General features: G+C 69.2%; 1 protein-coding gene. It reads right to left on the bottom strand.

Annotated features, from left to right (window positions below; genetic code table 11):
• A partial coding sequence (locus G4D87_RS38545) for an AMP-binding protein (RefSeq protein WP_163787686.1) occupies window positions 1-517 on the bottom strand: 517 nt, incomplete at both ends.

The raw sequence follows: 517 nt of genomic DNA, 5'->3' as shown, positions 1-517 counted from the left end.
GTGGGGAGGCCGGCCTCGTCGAGGACGTAGGCCTGAGAGCGCGCCAAGGGTTGGCCCAGGCGGACGGGGCGGTGGGCTTCCACCTTCTCGGCCACCACGCAGATGGTCGTCTCCGTCGGACCGTAGGTGTTGAGCAGTTGGAGGGACGAATCCTGGAGCTGCCGCGTCAGCGCGTCCGGCAGCGCCTCGCCTCCCGAGATGAGGCGCTTGAGCGAGCGAAGCGCCGCAACGGCTCCGGGCTCCTCCATCGCGGTGGCCAGCGAGGACGGCGTGGTGCTGACGTGCGTGATGCCATGGCGGGCGATGTCGCGCCCCAGCCCCAGCGGCCCCACGTCACGCAGCACGACCGTGGCGCCTCGAGTGAGCCCGTAGAACAGCTCCTCTAGATGGATGTCGAAGGAGAAGCTGCTGGAGGAAGCCCAGCAGTCACCCGGACGCGTGTCGTAGAGGGCGTCGAAAGAGTCGAAGGCGTGGACGAGGGCGCGGTGGGTGAGCTCAACGCCCTTGGGCTCGCCAG

This window comes from Myxococcus vastator, assembly GCF_010894475.1.
In the GTDB taxonomy this organism is placed as follows: Bacteria; Myxococcota; Myxococcia; order Myxococcales; family Myxococcaceae; genus Myxococcus; species Myxococcus vastator.
Note: the sequence above shows the minus strand (reverse complement) of the source record. Positions and strands in the feature narration are given on the sequence as shown.